Raw genomic sequence first — 4,631 nt, 5'->3', positions numbered from 1 at the left:
CGAACAACGCACGCTGAATCAGCAATTGCTGCAAAAGACCCAAGAGCTGGCAGAGTTTCGTTCCAAGCAGGAGCAGTTTCGCAACAGCCTGAGCCTGCTTCAGCAAGAGATGAATATGTCAGCGCCGTTGGTGGGCACCGGTGCTGTATCGCCGGTAGAGATCCTGCGACTCAAACGCAGCGCGGTTGAAGCGCGGGGGTCGATGGATGCGACGACGCTGGCGATTCCTCGGGCTGAGGCGGCGATTAATGAGATCAAAAGCAAAGTGCAAGAGTCAGAATTTGTGTTCCGCTCCGATGCCTCGAAGGACCTCAACCAGAAGCGCACTGACCTGTCGAAACTCACAGCCACCAGCATCGCCATCGACGACCGGGTGAGCCGCACCACCGTGGTGTCCCCGGTGCACGGGATTATCAAGGTGATGAAGGTCAACACCATCGGCGGCGTGGTGCAGCCTGGCAGCGACATGGTGGAAGTGGTGCCGCTGGAAGACAACCTGCTGATCGAAGCCAAAGTACGCCCACAGGACGTTGCGTTTCTACATCCAGGGCAATCAGCCATGGTTAAATTTAGCGCCTATGACTACACCATTTATGGCGGCCTGAAAGCCAAACTGGAATTGATCGGCGCCGACACCATCACCGACGACAAGGGCAACAGTTTCTATTTGATCCAGGTTCGTACCGACAAAAATCACTTGGGCAGCGACGCAAAACCCCTGCTGATCATCCCCGGCATGGTTGCCACCGTAGACATCATCACCGGAGAGAAAAGCGTCATGGATTACTTGCTCAAGCCGGTGTTAAAAGCACATACCGAGGCGATGCGCGAGCGGTAGGCGGTGCGGCATTCGCAGGCAAGCCTGCTCCCACATTATGGATTGCCCAAATCCGGCGTGCATGCTGAGATTCGGTGGGACCGAACTTGTTCGGGAAGCAGACGACGCGGTTTATCAGATAGACCGAGGCGCTGTCTTCCCGAATGAATTCGGTCCTACCGTTTCCAAGGTGCATCACTTTACTTAAACGCTTCAAACAACCCCGTAGCGCCCATGCCGCCGCCGACGCACATGGTGACGATGCCGTAGCGCAGGTTGCGCCGTTGCAGCTCGCGAACCAGGTGGCCGACTTGGCGGGAGCCGGTCATGCCGAACGGGTGGCCAATGGAGATTGAACCACCGCTGAGGTTGTACTTGTCGTTGTCGATACCCAACTGATCGCGGGCATACAGGCATTGCGAGGCGAAGGCTTCGTTGAGTTCCCACAGGTCGATATCGGCGATTTGCAGGCCCTTGGCCTTCAGCAGTTTTGGCACCGAATACACCGGCCCAATGCCCATCTCGTCTGGCTCGCAGCCAGCCACGGTAAAACCCCGGAAGAACGCCTTGGGCTTGAGCCCCAATTCCAGCGCTTTTTCCAAACTCATCACCAACGTCATGGAAGCGCCGTCGGACAGCTGCGACGAATTGCCCGCAGTCACCGATCCGTCTTCAGCAAACACGGGCTTGAGCCCCGACAAACTTTCCAGCGTGGTATCTGGGCGGTTGCAGTCGTCGCGATCAACGATGCCTTCCACCAGGCTAATCGCACCGGTGGCTTTATCCTCGACCTTATATGTCACTTTCATCGGCGCAATTTCATCATCGAACAGCCCTGCAGCCTGGGCCGCCGCCGTGCGTTGCTGGCTCTGTAGCGCGTAAAGATCCTGCTGCTCGCGGCTGACGTTGTAGCGCCGGGCGACGATTTCAGCGGTCTGGCCCATGGGGAAATAAATACCGGGCACCTGCGCTTTCAGCAACGGATTAATCAGGTTGTCCATGTTGACGCTTTTCATCGTCAGGCTGATGGATTCAACGCCGCCTGCGACAATGACATCGCTGCACCCTGAAGCAATCTGGTTAGCCGCGATGGCGATTGCTTGCAGCCCCGACGAGCAATAACGGTTGAGGGTCATGCCGGGAACGTTGATCCCCAACTGCGACAGCACCGCCACGTTGCGACCGATGTTGTAGCCCTGCGCGCCCTCGTTAGAGCCCGCGCCGACGATGCAATCCTCCACCAGCGCAGGGTCCAGACCATTGCGCGTAAGCAGCGCGTTGACGCAATGGGCCGCCATGTCATCGGGCCGGGTCTGGTTGAATTTGCCGCGAAACGACTTGGCCAAGCCGGTCCGTACGCTGTCGACAATCACCACTTCACGCATGGCATATCTCCGTTCTTATTTTTGGGCAGGGATGGTTGCTGAAATCTCCCTTGAGCATAAGACCAGGCCATTCGGTCCGCGATGATCATTCATTGGCTGTATGGAAAATCATCGCCTCACTTGGATTTCTTGTCCTTGGCGAAAGCTGCTTCCAACGCCTCGTTGATCGTGCGCAGCACTTTGACCCGCGCCCAATGTTTGTCATTGGCTTCCACCAGCGTCCATAGGGCGATTTCAGTGCTGGTGCGATCAACCATGTCATTCACGGCTGAACGGTATTGCGGCCATTTCTTGCGGTTACGCCAGTCGTCATCGGTGATTTTAAAGCGCTTAAAGGGGATTTGCTCCCGCGCTTCGAAGCGTTCCAACTGGGTTTTTTCATCAATGGCCAGCCAAAACTTCACCACCACGATGCCTTCGTCGGTCAGTTGCTCTTCAAAATCATTGATCTCGCTGTAAGCGCGCATCCAGTCCGACGGGCTACAAAACCCTTCGACCCTCTCGACCAACACCCGGCCATACCATGAACGGTCGAATACAGTGAATTTTCCCCGCGCCGGAATCTGCCGCCAAAAACGCCACAAATACGGTTGTGCACGTTCATCTTCAGTCGGCGCGGCAATCGGCACGATGGCGTATTGGCGCGGGTCCAACGCTGCAGCAACCCGGCGAATCGCACCGCCTTTGCCGGCAGCATCGTTGCCTTCAAACACCGCCACCAGCGAATGCCGGCGCATGCGCTTATCGCGCATGTTTCCAGAAAAACGCGCCTGCTCGGTGATCAACTGCTCCTCGTAATCGTCCTTTTCCAAGTGCAAGGTCATGTCGAGGCTGGTCAGCAAACTCAGCTCATTGGTGATCGGCACCGGTAGTTCGGGAGGTGCCGACTCTTCAGTGGTCTTACCATTGGCCAACGCCGCTTGCATACCCTGAAGCAATAACCGGCCGGCGGTCAGGCTGCGGTAATGCGGGTCCACGCCTTCAATGACATACCAGGGCGCATAATCACGACTCGTCCGACGCAACACTCGCTCGCCGTAACGCACGAACTTGTCGTAGGTTTTCGATTGCTGCCAGTCCAGCGGGCTGATGCGCCAGCTGTGCAACGGGTCATCCTCAAGCGCTTTGAGGCGGGCTTTCATCTGCTTTTTAGACAGGTGAAACCAAAATTTGAAAATCAACGCGCCTTCGTCCACCAGCATCTTTTCCAAACGTTCGGCGCCATTGATCGCTTGATCGAGCCTGGCATCCTTGAATTCACCGTTGACCCGACCCTGAATCATCTGGCTGTACCAATTGCCGAAGAAAATCCCCATGCGGCCCTTGGCAGGCAATTGCCGCCAGTAGCGCCAAGCCGGTGGATGAGCCAATTCTTCATCCGTCTGTTGATCGAACGAACGCACCTCGATCAGTCTCGGGTCCATCCATTCGCTGAGCAGTTTGATCGTCTCGCCTTTGCCAGCGCCTTCGATCCCATTGATCAACACGATGACCGGAAAACGCGCCTGTTTTTGAAGCTCGTACTGAGCACCAAGCAACGCTTCACGCAGTGCGGGCACTTCGGCGTCGTAGGTTTTTTTGTCGATGGCGTGACCGATTTCAGCGGATTCGAACATGCACACATTCCCCTCTCAAGATCGTCCAAGACTAGCGGATCGAATGAATCAGTGTCGGTTAAGACAGCCAATCCTTGCGATGGGTCAACTCAAGGTCAATTTCATCCACCATGTTCCGTACTCGCCCTCGCCGCCTCGACGATTACGTTAGTATGTTGCGTTTCTGACACCTGCCGAGCCCACCATGACCCTCACCCGCCACGCCCAGATCGAATGGGATGAACAGGGAAATCCCCATTCGCAGGCGTTTTCGGATGTCTATTTCGCGACACAATCGGGCCTCGACGAAACCCGGCACGTGTTCCTGAAACAGAATGACCTGGAGCAGCGTTTCACTGCGCTGGCATCAGGCGCACGTTTGGTGATCGGCGAAACAGGCTTCGGCACCGGTCTGAATTTCCTCTGCGCCTGGCAGTTGTTTTCCCAATGCGCGACGGCCGATGCGCGATTGCATTTCATCAGCGTAGAGAAATTTCCACTGACGTTTAGCGACCTGCAACGCGCCTTGAGTTTGTGGCCCGAACTGGCAGCGTTTGCCGACCCGCTATTGGCGCACTACGTTGCAGTACATGAAGGTTTTCAGCGTTTTGTGTTCGACGGCGGGCGGGTGACCCTGACCCTGTTGATCGGTGACGTGCTAGATATGCTGCCGCAACTGGACGGGCAGATAGACGCGTGGTTTCTCGACGGATTCGCGCCGGCAAAAAATCCAGAAATGTGGACCCCGGAACTGTTCGCCGAACTGGCTCGGTTGGCGGCGCCTGATTCGACCATCAGTACCTTCACCAGCACCGGCTGGGTGCGTCGGGCGCT

4 protein-coding genes are annotated in these 4,631 nt (G+C 56.5%); 2 read left to right on the top strand and 2 right to left on the bottom strand.

Annotated features, from left to right (window positions below):
* Positions 1 to 838, top strand: an 838-nt coding sequence (locus M0974_RS13675) for an HlyD family type I secretion periplasmic adaptor subunit (protein WP_297837330.1), incomplete at its 5' end; no start/stop codon positions are given.
* A 179-nt stretch (positions 839 to 1,017) separates the two neighbouring features.
* On the opposite strand, the gene M0974_RS13670 is transcribed toward M0974_RS13675, so the two are convergent.
* Positions 1,018 to 2,202 carry a thiolase family protein gene (locus M0974_RS13670; RefSeq protein WP_297837327.1) on the bottom strand — a complete coding sequence of 395 codons (1,185 nt, stop codon included), beginning with the start codon at positions 2,200 to 2,202 and terminating at the stop codon, positions 1,018 to 1,020.
* 116 nt (positions 2,203 to 2,318) lie between these two features.
* A complete protein-coding gene (pap, locus tag M0974_RS13665) occupies positions 2,319 to 3,818 on the bottom strand; it encodes a polyphosphate:AMP phosphotransferase (protein WP_297837325.1) in 1,500 nt (499 codons plus the stop codon).
* A gap of 184 nt (positions 3,819 to 4,002) precedes the next feature.
* Here pap and mnmD point away from each other — a divergent pair.
* On the top strand, positions 4,003 to 4,631 hold a 629-nt coding region (gene mnmD, locus M0974_RS13660; RefSeq protein WP_297837321.1), incomplete at its 3' end, for a tRNA (5-methylaminomethyl-2-thiouridine)(34)-methyltransferase MnmD.

The sequence above is a fragment of the Pseudomonas sp. genome, from assembly GCF_026224925.1.
Lineage (GTDB): Bacteria > Pseudomonadota > Gammaproteobacteria > Pseudomonadales > Pseudomonadaceae > Aquipseudomonas.
This window is presented reverse-complemented; position numbering and strand designations above follow the sequence as displayed.